Below are 18,336 nucleotides of genomic sequence, written 5' to 3'. Positions count from 1 at the left end.
TGATAATCCAATTAGTCATATGGGGTGCGAGTCCATAACATGGCCGCATCGACAGCAGAGGGGGGCTGCCACAGGCCTCCCGACTTTAAGGAACGTGCCCCAATGAGCCTTCGGATCGGAGTGGATATCGGCGGGTCCTTCGCGGACTTCGCCGTGCTGGATGAATCCACGCGAACAATTCAAACTCTGAAAGTCTTCTCCCGCCCGGACGCGCCGGGCAGCGAAGTCCTGGCCGGCATCGAGCAGCTGAAGGCACGGCATGGCCTGGATCCGGCCCAGGTGTCGTACTTCACGCATGGCACGACGGTGGGGGTCAATGCCGTGGTGCAGCGCCGCGGCCTGAAGCTGGCGCTGATCACCACGCGCAACTTCGAGGACGTGCTGGACATCGGCCGGCTGAAGATTCCCGACATGTACCACCTCATGTCCAAGCGGCCGGCGCCGCTGATTTCGCGCGACCGGGTGTTCGGCGTGGACGAACGGCTGGGCGCCGACGGCAGCGTGGTCGCGCCGGTGGACGAGGCCAGCGTGCTGGCGGCGGCCGAGGCGCTGCGCGAGGCGGGCTGCGAAGGCGTGGTCGTCTCGCTGCTGCATGCCTACCGCAATCCGGCCCATGAGCAGCAGGTCAAGGCGATCCTGCGGCGCGCGCTGCCGGGGATGTTCGTGTCCTGCTCGCATGAGGTCTGGCCGATCATCCGCGAATACGAGCGTACGCTGACCGCCACCATCGGGGGCTACGTGCAGCCGCGCGTCTCGCATTACCTGGAAAGCCTGCAGGGTGCGCTGCGTGAGAGCGGGGTGCCGGTGGACCTCAAGGTCACCAAGTCCAACGGCGGCGTGATGAGCGCCGAGCACGGCAAGGCCAATTGCGTGCAGATGATCCTGTCAGGCACCGCCTCGGGGGTGATCGGCGCGGCCTACATCGCCGACCTGTGCCATATCCCGAACTGCATGAGCCTGGACATCGGCGGTACGACCGCCGATATCGCCCTGATCGTCGACGGCAAGCCGCAGTTCGCCACGGGCGAGTACATCGGCGATTTCCAGATCCATATCCCCTCGGTGTCGGTGTCGTCGGTGGGCGATGGCGGCGGATCGATCGCCTGGGTGGACGAACTGGGCGTGCTGAAGGTGGGGCCGCAGAGCGCGGGCTCCACGCCCGGGCCGGTGTGCTACGGCAAGGGCGGCACCCAGCCCACCATTACCGACGCGTTCGCGGTCATGGGCGTGATCGGCTCGCAGCAGCTGGGCTACAACGCGGTGCAGGTCGATGTCGAGGCGGCGCGCCGGTCGATCGAGCCGCTGGCCGAGAAACTGGGCACCGATGTGCTGCGGACCGCCGAGGCCATCGTCAACGTGTCGGTGTCCAGCATGTACGCGGGCGTGAGCCGGGTGATTTCGCGCTTCGGCATCGATCCGCGCGTGTTCAGCCTGATGCCGTTCGGCGGCGCCGGCCCGATGCTGGCCTGCTACCTGGCCAAGGCCCTGAAGGTGCAGAAGCTGCTGGTGCCCACCACGCCGGGCGTGCTGAGCGCGCTGGGCGGGCTGATCGCGGATGTGAAGAACGATTTCGTGCGCACCACGTATTGCGATCTCAATGCCGCCACCGTGGGCTCGCTGGCCCAGGCGGCCAGCGAGCTGGAGGCGCAGGCGCGCGCGTGGCTGGTGGCCGAGGTCGGCACCGATGCCGGCGCCGAGATCGATATTTCCGCCGACATGCGTTATCGCGGCCAGTCGTTCGAGATCGATACCCCGGTCGAGCGCGCCTGGCTGGAGGCGGGCGCCATCGACAGCCTGAGCCAGGCCTTTCACAAGGAGCACGAGCGGCTGTATGGGCACGGCGACGCCAGCGCGGGCGTGCAGGTCGTGGCTATGCGGCTGGTCATTACGTCCAGGACGCCCAAGCCCGAGCTCAACCATATCGCCAAGGGCGCCGGCGTGCCGCCGCGCGAATCCACCCTGCGCATCTGGCTGGAGGGCCAGTACCGCGACGTGCCGCTGTACCGGCGCGAGAAGCTGCTGGCCGGCCAGGCCTTCAGCGGTCCCGCCATCGTGGCCCAGGACGATTGCACCACCTGCGTGCTGCCGGGCTTCGACGCGCGCGTCGATACCTACGGCAACCTGGAACTCACCGCGCTCGAGCTGAACTGATCTGGACAGGGCATCACATGAACTTCGACAAGACCGTACTGCAGATCTTCGCGAACTACTGCGTGGCCGCCGCGGAAAGCATGGCGCACACGCTCATGCGCACCGCGCACTCCGCGTTCGTGAAGGAAACCGAGGACTTCTCCTGCACCATCATGACGCCGCAGGGGCAGACGTTCGCCTCGCCCAAAACGCTGGGCGCGACCTGGTACCCGGGCCTGGATTTCAGCGGAGCCATCGAGATGATCGACGGCTACGAGCCGGGCGACATCTGCATGACCAACGATGCGTACAGCGGCTACGTGGCCACGCATACGCCCGACATCATGATGTGGAAGCCGGTGTACTACCAGGGCGAGATGGTGTGCTTCGTGGGCGGCCACATCCACAACACCGACATGGGCGGGGCGGTGCCGGCGTCGCTGTCGCGCACCCTGACCGAGGTGCACCAGGAAGGGATACGCTTTCCGCCCACCAGGATCGTGCGCCGCGGCGTGCTCAACGAAGAACTGATGCGCCTGATGGAGCTCAACGTGCGCTCGCCCGAGCAGAACCGGGGCGACCTGCAGGCCCAGACGGCCATGCTCATGACCGGCGAGCGCCGCATCATCGAGATCATCGAGCGCTTCGGGCTGCAGGCCTTCAAGGAAGGCATGGCGGCGATGCTCGATTATTCGGAACAGCAGGCGCGCGCCATCGTGCGCGCCATGCCCGACGGCGATTACTTCTTCGCCGAGTACGCCGACGAGGATTCGCTCAACGGCAAGCCGCTGCGCGTGGCGATCACCTTGCGCATCCGCGGCGACGAGCTGGAGTTCGACTTCACCGGCAGCGATCCGCAGCTGACCTCGTCGCTGAACATGCCCACCGGCGGCAAGGAGCGCCACGTGCTGGCCCTGGTCGGCCTGAACTACGTGCTGTATTCGCTCAACCCGGAAATCCTGCTCAATGCCGGCATGCTGCGCGTGGCGCGCTGCATCCTGCCCGAGGGCTCGGTGGTCAATCCGCTGGCGCCGGCGGCGGTGGGCATGCGCAGCCTGACCTGCAAGGTGGTGCAGTACGCCACCATGGGGGTGTTCTCGCAAGTGGTGCCGGACCGCCTGCCCGCCTCGCCCGCCGGCGGGATGAGCATCGTCAACGTGAAGACGACCGATCGCGACGGCAAGACCATCATCGCCGCCATCGGGCCGGTGGGCGGCGGCGCGGGAGGAGATCCGTACAGCGACGGCGCCGACGCGTCCGGGGCCATCGTGGCGTTCCTGCGCAATACGCCGGTCGAGATCAACGAGACCGAAGTTCCCATCCGCATCACCCGCTACGGTATGGTGCCCGACAGCGGCGGCCCGGGGCGCTACCGCGGCGGCCTGGGCACGTGCATGGAGTTCCAGGTGTACACGCCCAATTCGGCGGTCACCGCGCGCAACCGCGACCGGTCCCGTTTCGCGTCCTGGGGCGTGCTGGGCGGCAAGGCCGGCACCGTGTCGCGCTTTCTGCGCAACCCCGGCACCGCCCACGAGGAGGACCTGGGCGTGCACGATTTCATCCAATGCCAGCCGGGCGATGTGATCCGCCTGGAGGGCTGCGGCGGCGGCGGCTACGGCTCGCCCTACCAGCGCGATCCGGCCAGGGTGCTGCACGATGTGCGCTGCGGCTACGTGTCGGTCGAGAACGCCCGCGGGCAGTACGGCGTGGTCATCGAGGGCGGCGAGGTCAGCCGCGATGCCACGGCGCGGTTGCGCGCCGAACTGGCCGGGCGCGATCCGGCCGGCGCGCATTATGACCACGGCGCCGGCCGCGACGCCTTCGAGGCGGTCTGGACGCTGGCTCGCTACGAACGCATGACCCATCACCTCGCCGGCGTGGCGCCCATCTGGCGCCACTTCCTGAAGATCAAGATCTTCGACGCGCTGGACCAGCGCCTGGGCGGCGACGTCGCGGACACGCGGCCGGAAATCATCGACGAGATTTTCGCGCAACTGGTCAAGGCCTATCCCCAGCTGCAGGCCGCCAGCGCCTGAGGCGCCGATCGCAACGCTACCGATACATACCGTCATGCAACAACTGAAACAGGCATTGCTGCGCATCGACACGCCCCACACGCCGCCGGCCGAGGTGGACGTGGCCATCATCGGCGCGGGCGCGGCCGGGGTCGCGACCGCGCACGAACTGACGCGGCTCGGCGTGCGGGTCGCGGTCATCGAAAAGGGCTGGGTGGCCGCCGAACAGAGCAGCCGCAATTGGGGCTGGTGCCGCACGCTGGGACGCGATATCCGCGAGCTGGAGCTGGCCAGGCTGAGCGTCGAGCTGTGGCGCGGCGTGCAGGCCGATACGGGCGTGGACGCGGGTTTTCGCGAGACCGGCGTGGTGTTCGTGACCGACGATCCGTCCGAACTGCGCACCTGGGAGCGCTGGCAGCAGGCCGCCGCCGCGCGCGGCGTGCCGGCCCGGATGCTGTCGGCGCGCGAGGCCAATGCGACCCATGCCTGGAGCAAGACGCCCTGGATAGGCGGCATCCGCACCGAGCGCGACGGCTATGCGGAACCGGAGCGCGCGATTCCGCTGCTGGCGCGCCACGCGATGGACAACGGCGCGCAGGTCATCCAGCAATGCGCGGTCAATGAGCTGCTGGTCGAGGCCGGCCGCGTGGCCGGCGTGCAGACCGAGCGCGGCCTGGTGCGCGCCAGCCAGGTGGTGGTGGCCGGCGGCGCCTGGTCCTCGCTGTTCTGCCGCAAGCACAAGCTGCCCTTGCCCATCCTGCAGGTGCATTCCTCGGCCTCGCGCAGCAGGCAGTTCGACACCGGCGGCGCGGCGCCGGCAAGAGCGACGCATTTTTCGTTCCGCCATCGCGAGGACGGCGGGCTGACGCTGGCCAAGAGCGGCCGGGGAACCATGCACGTCGTGCCCGACCTGCTGCGCTACGGCATGAAGTTCCGCTCGCTCTACCGCGCGCGCAAGGCCAACGTCAGATTGTCGATCGGCAGGCAGTTCTTCGCACAGTGCTGGGACGAGTTCCGCTACTTCCACCTCGACAAGCCTCCGTACGCCCGCCATCGGGTGCTGGATCCCACGCCGGACATGGCCCTGGTGCGCAGCGCCTACGAGGATGCCGGAGCGGTGTTTCCCGGCATGGGGCCGGACCTGATCGACCAGGCTTGGGGCGGCGTCATCGACAACACGCCCGACGGCATTCCCGTCATCTCCGACGTGGCCCGGATGCCGGGCCTGTATTTGTGTACCGGTTTCAGCGGCCATGGGTTCAGCTCCTCCCTGGGGGCCGGCCGCTGCCTTGCGCAATGGATCGCGCGGGGGCGCTCCGACCTGTCGCTGGACGCGTTCTCGTACGCGCGCCTGGTCGACGGGCGGCGGCTGCAACCCAGCATTCTGTATTGAACGGCCGGCACGTACCGGCGGTCTTGGGCAGTCATCACTTCTGCAAGGGGAATACCAATATGCGATACAACCGAAGAGCGTTCCTGGGCGCCATGGCCGCGTTGCCTGCGGCATTGGGCGCCGCGCGCCTGGCAGCGGCCTCGCCGGCCGGCGAAGCCGGCTATCCGGACCGGCCGATCAAGTTCCTGGTGCCTTTTTCCGCCGGCAGCAGCACCGACATCGCGGCCCGCGCGTATGCCGAGGTCACCACCAGGGCGATCAAGGGCGCGTCCGTGGTGGTGGAAAACCGCGCGGGGGCGGGCGGCAACGTGGGCGCGGCGGTCATCGCGCGCTCGGCGCCGGACGGCTACTCGCTGCTCTACAGCGCCGCCACGCCTTATGCGATCGCGCCGTTCGTCTATCCCGACCTCTCGTATAACCCGATACGCGATTTCGCGCCCATCGCCGTCACGATCAGCGTGCCGGTGTTCGTGGTGGTGGCCGGCGACAGCGACATCCATACGATGGCAGACCTCGCCGCGCACATGAAGGCCGGACAGCAGGCGGTCAGCTACGGCTCCAACGGCGTGGGCACGTCCAGCCACATCATCTGCAAGCTGATCGCCATGGAGCTGGGATACCCCGAGGTGCTGCACGTGCCGTATCGCCAGGGATCCCAGGGCGTCATGGCCGATGTCATCGGCAAGCGCCTGACCTATGCGGTCGATCCCTGGTCGGTCGTCGGACCGCTGGTGCAGTCCGGACGCCTGCGCGCCATCGCCACCACCAACGGGCAGCGCCTGTCGGTGGCGCCGGACATCCCGACCCTGAGCGAAATCTTCAAGAAGGACTTCGCCGTCGTGACCTGGAATGGCCTGTGGGCGCCGGCGGGCACGCCGCAGGGCATCGTGGACCGGCTCGGCAAGGCGTTCGAGTCGGCGCGCGAGAACCAGGAGCTGGTCAGGCAGTTCGAGAGCCAGGGCACGCCGCTGATGCCGGCCATGTCGCTGGCGCAGACCAAGACCTTCATGATCGGCGAAGTCGAGCGCTGGAAGCGTTTCGTGCAGGCTTCCGGCATCAAGCTCTAGCCAACCGGCGCCGCGGTCCGCGGCGCCTCCTTCACATTGCAAAGGAAGACCTCATGCCCCTATCCGTCGGCAACGCCGCGCTGCTGCCTGGCCGCAACCTGATTGGATCGGAATGGCGCGAAGCGGCGCTGGGCGCGCGCTTCGCGGTTTCGGATCCCGCCACCGGCAAGGTGATCGCGCATGTGCCCGACAGCGGCGCCCGCGATGCGAGCGCGGCCGTCACGGCGGCGCACCTGGCCTTCGCGGACTGGCGCCGGACTCCCGCCAAGGTCCGCGCGCAGGTCATCAAGCGCTGGAATGCCCTGTTGCACGAGAACGCCGAAGACCTGGCCCGCCTGATTTCCTCGGAGCAGGGCAAGCCGCTGGCCGAGGCGCGCGGCGAAGTGGGCTATGCGGCCAGCTATGTCGAATGGTTTGCCGAAGAGGCCACGCGCGCCGACGGCGACCTCATCCCCAGCCCGGCGCCAGGGCGGCGCATGTTCGCGCTGCGCGAGCCGGTCGGCGTGGTGGCGGCGATCACGCCGTGGAACTTCCCGGCGGCCATGATCGCCCGCAAGATCGCCCCGGCCCTGGCGGCAGGGTGCACGGTCGTGTGCAAGCCGGCCGAGGACACGCCGCTGACGTCGCTGGCGCTGACGGCCCTGGCGCGGCAGGCGGGAGTGCCGCCCGGCGTGCTCAACATCGTGACCGCCTCGCGGGGCCGGGCCGCCGAAGTCGCCGACGCCTGGCTGGACGATCCGCGCGTGCGCAAGATCACCTTCACGGGTTCGACCCCCGTGGGCAAGCACCTGGCCAGGCGCAGCGCCGACACCTTGAAGCGGGTCTCGCTGGAGCTGGGCGGCAACGCGCCTTTCATCGTGTTCGACGACGCCGACCTGGACGCCGCCGTCGAGGGCCTGATGGTGTCCAAGTTCCGCAATGGCGGCCAGACCTGCGTCTGTCCCAACCGCATCTTCGTGCAGGCCGGCGTGCACGACGCGTTCGTGCGCAAGCTGGCGGCGCGCGTGGAGGCGCTGGTCGTCGGGCCGGCCAGCGACCCGGCTTCGCAGATCGGGCCGATGATCAACGCGCGCGCCGTCGAGAAGATCGAGCATCACGTCGCCGACGCCCTGGAGCGCGGCGCGCGCCTGCAGGCGGGTGGCCAGCGCATCCACTCGGCCCGTTGCGCCGGCGACCACTATTACGCGCCGACCGTGTTGACCGGGGTGGACGAGACCATGGCCTGCTTCCGCGAGGAAACCTTCGGGCCGGTCGCGCCCATCGCCGTCTTCGCCAGCGAGGCCGACGTGGTGGCGGCGGCCAATGCGACCGCGTTCGGCCTGGCCGCCTACTTCTATTCGACCGACGTGCGGCGCATCTGGCGCCTGGCCGACGCGCTGGAGACCGGCATCGTCGGCGTCAACGAGGGGGCGCTGGCCGCCGAGGCGGCCCCGTTCGGCGGCGTCAAGGATTCGGGTTACGGCCGCGAAGGCTCGCGCCATGGCCTGGCCGAGTACATGCAGATCAAGTACGTCTGCCAGGGCCAGCTGGACTGAGGGCGCGGCTTACGGGGCCCGGCCCTGGCCGGCCCGGCGTCCCACCCGCGTGCCGGTGCGGCTGCCGGTGCCGGCCCCCTGGGTCCATGCCAGTTCGCCGTTGACCAGCACGTGGGCGATGCCGTGCGCATGGGCGGTCTCGCTGCCGTAGTCGGAGCCCGCGTCGATGGTGTCGGCGTCGAAAATGGTGATGTCGGCGAACGCGCCGGGCCTGATCAGCCCGCGATCCGGGAAGCCGAAATTGCCGGCCGTCAGGCCCGTCATCTTGTGGACCGCGGCTTCCAGCGAGAACAGCCCGCGCGTGCGCACGTAGTGCCCCAGGATTTTCGGGAAGGCGCCCCACAGGCGGGGGTGCGGCCTGGCGTCGTGAGGCAGGCCGTCCGAGCCTATCATGGTCGGGTCGAACGACAGGATGCGTTCGACGTCCTGTTCGTCCATCTGGAAATAAATGGCGCCGCCCGGCATCAGGCGTTCGGCGGCCGCTTCGCGGCTTATCCCCAGCTCGGCGGCGATGTCGTCGAGTTCGCGGCCCGCGAATTCCGGATGCGGCGTCGACCAGGTGATGATGACGCGCTCGCAGCGCTGTATGCGCCATACTTCCAGCACCGTGGAGCCGGCCAGGTACGGGTAGCAGTCCAGGCACACGGGCTGGGTCTGCATGGTGCGCTGGATGAAGGGCAGCGTCTCGCGGGATCGCCCGAAATTGCGCGGGCCGGTCAGCTTGTGGTGCGAGATCACCACCGGCACATCCAGGCGGCGGCCGATCTCGAAGGCTTCGGCCAGGGACTCCATGCTGTGGTCGGATTCGTTGCGCATGTGGGTGCAGTAGATCCCGCCGAACGCGCGCAGGCTGGCGCAGACCTGCACCACCTCGTCCGTGGTGGCCGGCATCGCGGTGGTGTAGGCCAGCCCGGTCGAAATGCCGATGGCGCCGGCTTGCAGCGCCTGCTCGGCCAGCTTGCGCATGTGCGCGATCTCGGCGTCGGTGGCTGGCGCCAGGACGTCGTCCATCGCCACGACCCGCAGCGTGGTGTGCCCCACCAGCGGCGCGAAGTTGATGGCCGGCGGCGCGTCGCGCAGCGTCTCCAGGTACTGCGCGAAGCTGTCGAACCGGTACCACTGCCCGTCGCGGTCGAGCAGGTCCAGCGGCGGCGTGACCGGCTGCGGCACCGGCCGCGGCATGGGCGCGAGCGAAATGCCGCAGTTGCCGGTCACCACCGTGGTGACGCCTTGCGACAGCTTGGGCGTCATGTCCGGGCTGGACAGCAGCAGGCGGTCGTCGTGGGCGTGGGCGTCGATGAAGCCGGGCGCGACGATCAGGCCGGCCGCGTCGATTTCCTCGCGGGCCGGCTCGGCCGCCAGGTCGCCGACGGCATGAATGCGTTGACCGACAATGCCGACGTCGGCGCGCGCGCGCGCCGCGCCGCTGCCATCGATGACGGCGCCGTTGCGGATGATCAGGTCGAACATGATGCTCCTCTCCCCATGGGTTTGCGGTCTTGGTCCATCAGCGCTGGCGCGGCGTCGTCCGGGTCGCCCGCCTGCCGGCTATGCCTGGGTGCCGCGGTCCGCCGGGCGCTCCACCACGTCGATATAGGCGTCGCTGTCCAGGCCGTGCTGCTGCAACAGCTGCTTGAAGCCTTGCAGGCCGTGGACCGCCACCGGGCCCAGTTTCTGGGCAAGCCGCACCATCAGGATCTCGATCACCACCAGGTGGGCCAGCTGGGTCTCGGTGCCCACGCGGCGCAGCGGATCCTGCGGGCCCGAGACCGCCAGCACCAGGTCGGCGGCCGCGGCCAGCGGCGTGCCGGGCTGGGTCAGCGCGACCACCGTGGCGCCATGCTCGCGTGCGTAGCGCGCGGCTTCCAGGGTGTAGGGCATGCGCCCCACATGGGAAATGACGAACGCCACGCCCTTGGCGCCCAGGGTGCTGGCCGACATCAGTTGCTGGTGCATGTCGAAGAAGGTGTTCGACCTCAGCCCCAGGCGGAACAGGCGGCTGTGCAGTTCGTGGGCGATGAAGGTGGAGGCGGCGCCCACCGAATAGCAGTCGATGCGCTCGGCCTGCGCGACGCGCTCGGCGACCTTGTCCAGCGTGATGACGTCGAGATCGCGATCCAGTTCGCTCAGCGACGAGATCGCGGCGTGGATGACCTTGCTGGATACGTCGGCGACCCCGTCGTCGGCCAGCACGCTGCGATGCAGCAGCGAGCTGGTGGCCGCGTAGCTCTGCGCCAGCGCCACCATGAAGTCGCGCACCGAGACGAAGCCGAAACTGCGGCAGGTGCGCACGATGGTGGGCATGGACACGCCGGCCTTCTGGGCCAGTTGCTCGACCGTCGCAAGCACCGCCGCCTGCGGATCGTCCAGGATTACCCGGACGACCATCTTCTGGGCCGGAGAGAGTTCCGACGAGCGTTCCTGCATCTGCTGCAGCAGATTGTGCGTGTGTTGAGTCATAGAGTCAGAATCGCGTACTGATGGCGCCCGTGATGGCGCCGTCGTCGTCGACCAGCGCCATCCAGCGCCATTTGTCGAAAGTGGTGCAAGGGTGGGAAATCCCCAGGGCCACCCGGTCGCCCACCTGCGGCGCCGGGCCGGCCGGGTCGAAGCGCAGGTAGGCGTGCTGGTCGTTCAGGGCGCTGACGGACCAGCCGGCCGGCGCGTCGTCGGCCCGGCGCGCCGCGCGCCGCGCAAAGCGCACCGGCCGGGGCATTTCCAGGTCGTAGGAGATATCACGCCGGCCGCAGGTCAGCAAGGCCAGCCCGGGTTCGGGCACGGATTGCACGTGGGTCCAGACTTCCAGCGCCGGCCGCAGGGACGCGTCCAGTCCTTCGCGCTGTTCGAGCAGGTGGAGAAAGCGCGCGTACTTGCCATGGTCGTGCGTAATGTAGCACCCGGAGCGCAGGACTCCCAGGACGGGGCGGGACAGGTCCTGCGCCCGCAGCAGGGGCATCACGAGGTCGAACACCGCCGAGCCGCCGGCGCTCAGGATGATCTCCGGATGCGCGTACAGGTTCTGCTCGTCGCATTGCCGCGCCACATCCAGGACGCGGCGTATCAGCGCGGTGACCGCCGCGGTGTCGCGGTCGCTGTCGCAGCTTGCGGCGCCGCCTTCATAGCATTCGATGCCGCCCAGCCGCGTCGCCGGCGAGGCGGCGACGGCTTGCGCGAGCGCGAGCGCGTCGGCGGCCGTGCGGCAGCCGGTGCGCTGGCCCGGGATGCCGATCTCCAGCAAGGTGTCGAAGCGGATGTCCGCCTGGCGGCGCTGGCGCCAGTCTTCGATCAGGCGCAGTTGTTCGATCGAGTCGACCAGGAACCACACGCGCAGGTCCGGGTGAGCGGCCAGCAGGGCGCGCAGTCCGTCGAGGTCCGCGTCGGACACGACCTGGTTGGCGATGATGCAGCGGCGCGCGCCGGCGCGCACGCCATGCGCCAGTTGGTAGACCGTGGCGAAGGTCAGGCCCCAGGCGCCCGCGCCGAGCTGCAGCCTGAACAGTTCCGGCGACATGGTGGTCTTGCCGTGCGGCGCCAGGGCGACGCCGTTGCGCCTGGCATAGTCCTGCATCCATGCCAGGTTGTGGGCCAGCGCGGAGGCGCGCAGCACGGCCAGCGGGAAGGGCAGGTCGTCGGCCAGTACGTGCCAGCCTTTTTCGGCCAGCATGCCGGGTCGGCAGGGCGATGCGGTGGCGGGATAGCTCTTGCAGCGGTGGTCGAGGATGAAGTCGTCGGTCATGGCGGTGACAGGGTAGGGTACGGCGCCGCGGCGCGGCGTGGGCGATACGGTTCAGGTCGAGGCCTTCCAGCAGGCGTGCCAGTGGCCGGGCCGCGCCTCGCGCAGCGGCATCGGGCCGTTGGCGCAGCGCGCCTCCGCCATGCGGCACCGGGTGCGGAAAACGCAGCCTGAAGGGGGATGGCGGGGGCTGGGCAGGTCGCCGCCCAATGGCGCGATATCGCGCCGCTGGGCCGGATCGGGCACCGGAGCGGCCGCCAGCAGGGCCTGCGTGTAGGGATGGCGCGGCTGCGCGTACAAGGCGGCGGTGGGCGCGATCTCCATCACCTTGCCGAGATACAGCACCACGACGCGGTCGCACAGGTATTCGACGACGTCCAGGTCGTGCGAGATGAACAGCAGGGTCAGGCCGAGCTGGGCTTTCAGGTCGCTCAGCAGATTCACGACCTGTGCCTGGATGGAGACGTCCAGGGCCGACAAGGGCTCGTCGGCGACGATGAACTGCGGCTGCACGGCCAGCGCCCGCGCGATGCCGATGCGCTGGCGCTGGCCGCCCGAGAACTCGTGCGGGAAGCGTTCGGCGTGCTCGGGCTGCAGGCCCACCTGCTGCAGGAGGGCGTGGATGCGCGGCAGCCGCGCGGCGCCCTGCGCCAGGCCATGCGTGCCGAGCGCCTCGGCCAGCACGTCGCGGATGCGCATGCGCGGGTTCAGGCTTGCATAGGGATCCTGGAAAATGATCTGGATCTTCGAACGCAGGGCGCGATACTGCGACTGCGACAGGCGCGCGAGGTCCTGGACGCCCGGCTCGCCGTGGTAGCGCATGCTGCCGCTGGTGGGGTCGAGCAGGCGCGTGATCATGCGTCCGATGGTGCTCTTGCCCGAACCCGATTCGCCCACCAGCCCCAACGTCTCGCCGCGATGGATCGTGAAACTGACCTCGTCGACAGCCCGTACCGGGTGGCTGCCCTTGCCGAAGAACTTGCGCAGCCTATCGATTTCCAACAACGGCATGCTGGCGGCGGTCATCTTGCGCTCTCCACGTGGATGCAACGCACCATGCGTTGCGCGGCATAGTCATGCAGGCCGGGCATGGCCTGGTCGCAGGCGGGCGTCTTCTCGGCGCAGCGTGGCGCGAAGGCGCAGCCTGGCGGGATCGCCGCGGGGCTGAATACCTGGCCTGGGATGGCGCTCAGCTTGCGCCCGGCGCCGCGCCGGCGCGCCACGCCGGGCAGGCAGGCGAGCAGCCCGCGCGTGTACGGGTGCGCCGGCTGGCCGAACAGGGCGTGCACATCGGCCGATTCCACGATGCGTCCGGCGTACATGACGGCGACGGCGTCGGCGTACTGCGCGACCACGGCCAGGTTGTGGGTGATGAACAGCAGGCTCATGCCTGTTTCGCGCTGCAGGCGGCCCATCAGGGCCAGGATCTGGGCCTGGATCGTCACGTCCAGCGCGGTGGTCGGTTCATCGGCGATCAGCAGGCTGGGGTTGCAGGCCATGGCCAGCGCAATCATGACCCGCTGGCGCATGCCGCCCGAGAGCTGGTGCGGGTATTCGCCCAGGCGTTGCGCGGCGGCCGGGATCTCCACCAGCTCCAGCATGCGCCGTGCGTGCGCGCGCGCGGCGCCACGATCCATGCGCAGATGCAGCCGGACGGACTCGGCAATCTGCTCGCCCACCGTCAGGACCGGATTCAGGCTGGTCATGGGCTCCTGGAAGATCATGGCCATCTCGTTGCCGCGCAGGCTGCGCCTGGCCGCTTCCGGCAGGGCCAGCAGGTCCACCCGGCTTGCGTCGCGCCGCTCGAACCAGGCCTGCCCGCTGACCTGGGCCTGCGATGTCTTGGCGTGCAGGCCCATCAGGCTCAGGCTGGTGACGGATTTGCCTGACCCGGACTCGCCGACCAGGGCCAGCGTCTGGCCCGGCATGATCGAGAACGAGACGTCGGCAACGCTCTGGATGCGCCCCTGCCCGGTGGCGAACGAGGTGGAGAGGTTGGCGACCTGCAGGCGCGGCAACGCCGGCTCGGCGCTTGCCTGCGGGGGCAGTCCTGGCGCGGTGCTCATAGGGCCCTCCGGAGTTTCGGGTCGAGCAGGTCGCGCACGCCGTCGCCCAGCAGCTGCAAAGCCAGGGCGGTGACCACGATGGCCAGGCCGGGTGCGAAGATGGTCCAGAACGCGCGATCGGCGTACTCCACGCTGCCGGCGATCATCGTGCCCCAGGTGGGAATGTCGGGCGGGACGCCCACGCCCAGGAAGGACAGTCCGGCCTCGGCCAGGATCGCGTGGGCGAAGCAGAACGTCAGTTGCACCAGGATCGGCGACATGAGGTTGGGCAGGATATGCCGCACCAGTATCCAGGGCGTGCGCACGCCCAGCGCCCGGGCGGCGTCGACGAACAGCAGCTCCTTGAGCACCAGGGTGCTGGAGCGCACGACGCGCGCCACGCGCGGGGTGTACACGATCACCAGGGCCAGCATCACGTTCCACAGCGATGCCCCGAGAATGGACACCAGCGCGATGCCCAGCAGGATGTCGGGAAAGGACATCATGGCGTCGACCACGCGCATCAGCAGGCCGTCGAGCCGGCGGAAGAAGCCCGCCATGATGCCCAGCACCGTGCCGAGCACGACGGCGCCCACGGCGGTCATGAAGCCGATCAGCAGCGAATAGCGCGCCCCGTAGACGATGCGCGCCAGCACGTCGCGGCCCAGCTCGTCGGTGCCCGCCAGCGCGCCCAGCGCGGGCGCGCGCAGGCGTTTGCTGGGTTGCATGGCGTTCGGATCGGCGCCGGACAGCCAGGGGTAGACGACGGCGACGGCCACCAGCAGCAACAGGACGATGGCGGCGATCAGCACGACGCGGCGGGCGAACAGGCGTGCGAGCAGGGCCGCGAACTGCCTGGCGGCGCTGTGGCTGGCGGGCGTCATGCGGAGCCCTCCAGGCGGATGCGCGGGTCGACCAGGGTGTAGATGATGTCGATGCTGAAGTTAATGAATACGTAGATGGCGGCGATGACCAGCAAGGTGCCTTGGATCACGGGGTAATCCCGGCGCAGCACCGCGCGCACCACAAGATTGCCCACGCCGGGCAGGTTGAACACCGTTTCCGTCACGACCGTGCCGCCGATCATCACGGCCATGGTCAGGCCGAGCACCGTGATGATGGGCACGAGCGAGTTGCCCAGCACGTGCTTGATCATGACGGTGGCCTCGCCCAGCCCCTTGGCGCGGGCCGTGCGCACGTAGTCCTCGCCGAGGATGTCCAGCATGGCGGCCCGCGTGAAGCGGATGATGAGCGCCGAGTTGACCAGGCCCAGGACGATCGCCGGCAGCAGCAGGTGGCCCAGCCGTTCGCTGAAGCCGGCGCTGGGGTCGCCGTATCCCGAGGCGGGGAACCAGCCCAGCTGGACCGCGAAGACCTGGATCAAGGTCAGGCCCAGCCAGAAGCTGGGAACGCTGGCGCCCAGCATCGCCAGGCTGCTGAACGCCTGGTCGGCGGCGCTGCCGCGCCAGATGGCCGCCGCCATGCCGGCCGGGATGCCGATCAGCGCGGCGATGCCGACGGCGAAGATAGCCAGGAACAGCGTCGGCTCGGCGCGGTCCAGCAAGGCCTGCGCCACGGGCTGCTGCAGGAACAGCGATTGCCCCAGGTTGCCCTGCAGCAATTGCTCGACCCACAAGGCGAACTGGGTCGGCAGCGGCTGGTCCAGGCCGTACTGGGCGCGTACGTGCTCGATATCGGCGATGCTGGCCTGGTCGCCCAGCAGCAGGGCGATCGGATCGCCGGCGGCCAGCCGGCTCATGATGAAGACGATGACCGCGACCAGCACGAGCACCAGTACGGCGCCCGCCAGGCGGGCGAACAGGAAGCGCAGCATGGAAATGTCCCGTGGAGGCTAGGCGCGCAGGCTGGTGTTCCAGAAGAACGGCCAGTTCATGGGCGTGAGCCCTTCCAGCTGGTTCGAGCGCGCCGCCAGGCTGTTGAAGTTGCCGACCCTGAGGAACGGCACCTCCTCATAGACCAGCTTCTGCACCGAGCCCCACAGGGCGCTGCGTTCGGCCGGGTCGGTCGCCGCGTTGAACTTCCCCAGCACGGATTTCTTGGCGTCGCTTTCCCACCAGCCCGGCGCGCCGGAGCTGAACTGCGGCGGCGCCAGCATGGGCTCGGGCTGGCTGTTGGCGTGGCTGAAGAAAATGTCCCACAGCTTGGCGTCGGCGCGGCGCTGTATCAGCGTGGCCCAATCGACGATTTGCAGTTCCGTCTTGAAGCCGGCCTTTTTCAGCTGCTCGGCGAAAACCAGCGCCATGTTGTAGTGAAAGCCGTACTGGCGGCTCGCCAGGATACGGATGGGCTGGCCCTTGTAGCCGGCCTGGGCGGCCATCTCCTTGGCCATTTTCGGATTGTTGTTGTCGTACAGCTCGGCGCCGGCCATCGAGTAGAACGGCGTGCCTTCGGGAAAGAAATTCGGCCCGACACTGTAGAAGCGCTTGTCGCCGAATCCGGCGTCCATCAGCTCGCGGTTGTTGACGGCGGCCTGCACCGCGCGGCGCATGGCCTGGGAAACCAGCACGCCTTGCTTGCTGTTGAGCACGATGTAGGGAAAGCCGAAATCCTGGATGATCACCGGCACGGCGACCGAACCGCTGGCCTGCAGGCGCTCGGCGGACTCCACCGACAACTGGTCGGAGAAGTGGAATTGCCCGGACAGGGCGCCCTCGACCCGCGTGTTGGGGCTGGGCACGGGGATGAAGCGCAACTCGTCGAGCAGGGCCTCGCGCCGGCCGGCGTAGCCACTGGGCGCCTCGGTGCGCGGGTGGTAGCCGTCGAAGCGGACCAGGACGACGAATTGGTCGGGGCGCCGCTCCTTGAACCGGTACGGTCCGGTGCCGATGATTTCCGTGACCTGGGGACCCAGGCTTTCCTTGGCCATGATGGCCGCCATTCCGCTGGTGGCCGCCAGTTGCGACACGAGCGGCGCATACGGCGCTTTCAGCGCGATGCGCACGGTGGCGGGGTCGGGCGCGCTCAGGCTTTCCACTTCCAGCTTGACGGCTTTGCCGCGCGGCGAGATATCCAGCCAGCGCTGCAGCGACGCGACCACATCGTCGGCGTCGAGGTCGCGGCCGTTGTGCAGCTTGACTCCCTTGCGCAGCGCAATGGTGTAGACCTTGCCGTCCTCGCTGATGGCCGGCATCGCTTCGGCCAGCATGGGCGCCAGGTTCCAGCGCGCATCGACCGTGTAAAGCGGCTCGTACACGTGCTGCATGATGGTGCCGACCAGGTCAGCCGTACTGATCATCGGATCCAGTCCGGGCGGCTCGGCCACGACGGCGATATTGGCCGCGCCGCCCTTGCGCGCCGTGCCGGCGGGCGCGGCTTGCCCCCAGGCCGTGGCGCCGGGCAGCGCGCACAGCGGCGCCGCGGCGGCCGCGCTCAGCCATTGGCGCCGGCTCAATGCAAAACCGTCATGGGGACTTGCCGCGGGGGTGTTGGTACAGGAGGAAGACGACGGGGAAAGGGCAGGCTTGGGAAAAGGCATCGGTCACCCATTAGGTAATTAAATTACATAACTGGATAGGCTCAGTGCTGCGCGGCCTCGATAAAGCGGTGTTCCCATACGCTTTTGGCGCATTTTTGCGTGTTTCTTAACCAGATTGCCGGCGTTGTCCATAGGCAGATGTAATCCTATTACATGGGTGCGGGCTTTCATGTCGGTGCAAACCCTAGGTGCCGGGTTGCCGCCGGGGTAGGTGGGGCGGTCGGATCAGGCCGTGGCGTCGTCGCCGCGCACCGCGTGCGCGCCGCCGCACGCGCGCAGCCTGGCGGCCAGTTCGGCGTGATAGCGGTCCAGCAGCGCCCGCGCCTGGGCGGGAGCCAGCGCGCGGCCCCGATGCTCCATGATGCGCGCGGTCTGGCTGCCTGGCCGCACGCGCAGCGAACGGCCGACCTGATCCGGCAGGCGTTCGGCCAGCGCGCGGCGCAACGCATTGTTGTCGCTGCGCGAGAACGGTGCGATCCAATCGATGATCCAAAGCCGATCGCCGCAGTTCCAGGCGCGCTCCTCCAGCGATGCGGGATCCAGGACGTAGGCAAGCTCGCTGTCGGCGTCCATGCGGGCCCAACTGCAATAGGCCGTCGGTACGCCGTCGCGCCGCAGCAGAATGTACTGGCCTCGCAGGATGGGCGCGAGCGTATTGCGTGCCAACAGATGCACCGGCCAATCGCGGTGCATGGGCGAACTCATCCATAGCCAGGCGATGTCGCCCAGTGCGGCGAAATGGTCCGGATGGCCGGAGGCATCGGCCGCCTGGGTCGAGGAGAGCATGGACATTGAACGCCTGGGCGCCTGGTTCCGGGGGGCTTGCATGTTCCGCCCTGCGCGGGCGGCTGGCAAGCGTGTCTTGTGCGTTCTCGAGGTGTGGCTGCGTCGGCCTACATATTCTTGGGACTTGGCTGCGTCG

14 protein-coding genes are annotated in these 18,336 nt (G+C 68.8%); 5 read left to right on the top strand and 9 right to left on the bottom strand.

The window, feature by feature from the left end; all coding sequences use genetic code 11:
- The first annotated feature begins 102 nt into the window (after positions 1-102).
- From CAL11_RS22585 to CAL11_RS22565, 5 genes are all read left to right on the top strand, one after another.
- Entirely contained in the window at positions 103-2,151 is a 2,049-nt protein-coding gene (locus CAL11_RS22585) for a hydantoinase/oxoprolinase family protein (protein ID WP_086094336.1), read from the top strand.
- Between the two features lie 17 nt (positions 2,152-2,168).
- Positions 2,169-4,166: a hydantoinase B/oxoprolinase family protein gene (locus tag CAL11_RS22580; protein ID WP_086094335.1), complete on the top strand. Its 1,998-nt coding sequence runs from the start codon at positions 2,169-2,171 to the stop codon at positions 4,164-4,166.
- A 34-nt stretch (positions 4,167-4,200) separates the two neighbouring features.
- Positions 4,201-5,538, top strand: coding sequence for an NAD(P)/FAD-dependent oxidoreductase (locus tag CAL11_RS22575; RefSeq protein ID WP_086094334.1), 1,338 nt, complete (start codon positions 4,201-4,203; stop codon positions 5,536-5,538).
- A gap of 92 nt (positions 5,539-5,630) precedes the next feature.
- Positions 5,631-6,605, top strand: a complete 975-nt coding sequence (locus CAL11_RS22570) for a Bug family tripartite tricarboxylate transporter substrate binding protein (protein WP_244172878.1) — start codon at positions 5,631-5,633, stop codon at positions 6,603-6,605.
- A 53-nt stretch (positions 6,606-6,658) separates the two neighbouring features.
- Complete coding sequence (locus tag CAL11_RS22565; protein ID WP_033465371.1) at positions 6,659-8,140, top strand: NAD-dependent succinate-semialdehyde dehydrogenase; 1,482 nt, start codon at positions 6,659-6,661, stop codon at positions 8,138-8,140.
- Between the two features lie 9 nt (positions 8,141-8,149).
- Here CAL11_RS22565 and CAL11_RS22560 read toward each other — a convergent pair whose 3' ends face one another.
- The 9 genes from CAL11_RS22560 to CAL11_RS22520 form a co-directional block, all read right to left on the bottom strand.
- Positions 8,150-9,610, bottom strand: coding sequence for an N-acyl-D-amino-acid deacylase family protein (locus CAL11_RS22560; protein WP_086094332.1), 1,461 nt, complete (start codon positions 9,608-9,610; stop codon positions 8,150-8,152).
- A 78-nt stretch (positions 9,611-9,688) separates the two neighbouring features.
- Positions 9,689-10,600: a MurR/RpiR family transcriptional regulator gene (locus CAL11_RS22555; RefSeq protein ID WP_086094331.1), complete on the bottom strand. Its 912-nt coding sequence runs from the start codon at positions 10,598-10,600 to the stop codon at positions 9,689-9,691.
- Between the two features lie 4 nt (positions 10,601-10,604).
- Positions 10,605-11,876, bottom strand: a complete 1,272-nt coding sequence (locus CAL11_RS22550; RefSeq protein WP_086094330.1) for an amino acid deaminase — start codon at positions 11,874-11,876, stop codon at positions 10,605-10,607.
- Positions 11,877-11,927: 51 nt separating this feature from the next.
- Entirely contained in the window at positions 11,928-12,899 is a 972-nt protein-coding gene (locus tag CAL11_RS22545; RefSeq protein ID WP_086094329.1) for an ABC transporter ATP-binding protein, read from the bottom strand.
- Positions 12,896-13,939, bottom strand: a complete 1,044-nt coding sequence (locus tag CAL11_RS22540; RefSeq protein WP_086094328.1) for an ABC transporter ATP-binding protein — start codon at positions 13,937-13,939, stop codon at positions 12,896-12,898. Before CAL11_RS22540 ends, CAL11_RS22545 begins: the two co-directional genes overlap by 4 nt.
- Positions 13,936-14,802, bottom strand: a complete 867-nt coding sequence (locus CAL11_RS22535; protein ID WP_015064674.1) for an ABC transporter permease — start codon at positions 14,800-14,802, stop codon at positions 13,936-13,938. Before CAL11_RS22535 ends, CAL11_RS22540 begins: the two co-directional genes overlap by 4 nt.
- A complete protein-coding gene (locus CAL11_RS22530; protein ID WP_086094327.1) occupies positions 14,799-15,752 on the bottom strand; it encodes an ABC transporter permease in 954 nt (317 codons plus the stop codon). Before CAL11_RS22530 ends, CAL11_RS22535 begins: the two co-directional genes overlap by 4 nt.
- 18 nt (positions 15,753-15,770) lie before the next feature.
- On the bottom strand, positions 15,771-17,330 hold the full coding sequence (locus CAL11_RS22525) for an ABC transporter substrate-binding protein (protein WP_086094326.1): 1,560 nt from the start codon (positions 17,328-17,330) through the stop codon (positions 15,771-15,773).
- A gap of 309 nt (positions 17,331-17,639) precedes the next feature.
- Positions 17,640-18,200: a toxin-activating lysine-acyltransferase gene (locus CAL11_RS22520; RefSeq protein WP_086094671.1), complete on the bottom strand. Its 561-nt coding sequence runs from the start codon at positions 18,198-18,200 to the stop codon at positions 17,640-17,642.
- Positions 18,201-18,336 lie beyond the last annotated feature (136 nt).

Origin of the sequence: Bordetella genomosp. 6 (assembly GCF_002119705.1) — a bacterium.
Taxonomy (GTDB): Bacteria; Pseudomonadota; Gammaproteobacteria; order Burkholderiales; family Burkholderiaceae_B; genus Bordetella; species Bordetella bronchiseptica_F.
The sequence above is the reverse complement of the archived record's forward strand: the minus strand, read 5'-3'. Positions and strand labels throughout refer to the sequence as shown.

Bases quoted from the DNA above. Each gene is read 5' to 3' on its own strand.
- CAL11_RS22575 (WP_086094334.1), top strand. From the start codon at position 4,201: ATGCAACAACTGAAACAGGCATTGCTGCGCATCGACACGCCCCACACG.
- CAL11_RS22565 (WP_033465371.1), top strand. From the start codon at position 6,659: ATGCCCCTATCCGTCGGCAACGCCGCGCTGCTGCCTGGCCGCAACCTG.
- CAL11_RS22535 (WP_015064674.1), bottom strand. From the start codon at position 14,802: ATGACGCCCGCCAGCCACAGCGCCGCCAGGCAGTTCGCGGCCCTGCTC.
- CAL11_RS22540 (WP_086094328.1), bottom strand. From the start codon at position 13,939: ATGAGCACCGCGCCAGGACTGCCCCCGCAGGCAAGCGCCGAGCCGGCG.
- CAL11_RS22545 (WP_086094329.1), bottom strand. From the start codon at position 12,899: ATGACCGCCGCCAGCATGCCGTTGTTGGAAATCGATAGGCTGCGCAAG.
- CAL11_RS22550 (WP_086094330.1), bottom strand. From the start codon at position 11,876: ATGACCGACGACTTCATCCTCGACCACCGCTGCAAGAGCTATCCCGCC.
- CAL11_RS22585 (WP_086094336.1), top strand. From the start codon at position 103: ATGAGCCTTCGGATCGGAGTGGATATCGGCGGGTCCTTCGCGGACTTC.
- CAL11_RS22560 (WP_086094332.1), bottom strand. From the start codon at position 9,610: ATGTTCGACCTGATCATCCGCAACGGCGCCGTCATCGATGGCAGCGGC.
- CAL11_RS22580 (WP_086094335.1), top strand. From the start codon at position 2,169: ATGAACTTCGACAAGACCGTACTGCAGATCTTCGCGAACTACTGCGTG.
- CAL11_RS22570 (WP_244172878.1), top strand. From the start codon at position 5,631: ATGGCCGCGTTGCCTGCGGCATTGGGCGCCGCGCGCCTGGCAGCGGCC.
- CAL11_RS22520 (WP_086094671.1), bottom strand. From the start codon at position 18,200: ATGCTCTCCTCGACCCAGGCGGCCGATGCCTCCGGCCATCCGGACCAT.
- CAL11_RS22555 (WP_086094331.1), bottom strand. From the start codon at position 10,600: ATGACTCAACACACGCACAATCTGCTGCAGCAGATGCAGGAACGCTCG.
- CAL11_RS22530 (WP_086094327.1), bottom strand. From the start codon at position 15,752: ATGCTGCGCTTCCTGTTCGCCCGCCTGGCGGGCGCCGTACTGGTGCTC.